The sequence below is a fragment of the Silvania confinis genome (genome assembly GCF_025564085.1).
Classification (GTDB): Bacteria; Pseudomonadota; Gammaproteobacteria; order Enterobacterales; family Enterobacteriaceae; genus Enterobacter; species Enterobacter confinis.
In genome coordinates this window covers 1-420 of the sequence record NZ_JAMGZJ010000028.1, presented here as the reverse complement: position 1 = coordinate 420, position 420 = coordinate 1, and the positions used below count along the sequence as shown (strand labels likewise).

Sequence of the window (420 nt, the reverse complement as noted above, 5' to 3'; positions counted from 1 at the left end):
ATTCGGATCCACCATGTTGTGGGTGTTGACCCAGACAGTGCCTGCCTCCAGCTCATCGTTGATTCGAAGAGCCGCAGATAGATCGTTGGTCCAGATGCTTGCACCGAGGCCGTACACGGAGCGATTCGCCTCGTTGACGACCTCCGCGATGTCGGAGAAAGGCGTGGCAACCAGAACCGGGCCGAACACTTCTTGCGATAGCAGACGAATGTCTTTCTTTTCGCGGTTCGCAAAAATAGTCGGCTTGACGAAGAAGCCTTGAGCACACGGAGCCTCTGTTCCACCGCAGATCAGGTCGGCGCCGTCCTCGATCCCATTACGGATGTGCCGAAGCACATTCTCGTGGTGTTTCTTGGAAACCATGGGGCCCATATGGACGCCTTGCTCCAGACCGGAACCAACCACGATGCTGTCGCCAAT

General features: G+C 56.4%; 1 protein-coding gene. It reads right to left on the bottom strand.

Going from position 1 to position 420, the window contains the following annotated elements; genetic code table 11:
* Positions 1-420 (bottom strand): aldehyde dehydrogenase family protein (locus M8013_RS00125; protein WP_271265820.1); only part of this gene is annotated, 420 nt, incomplete at both ends.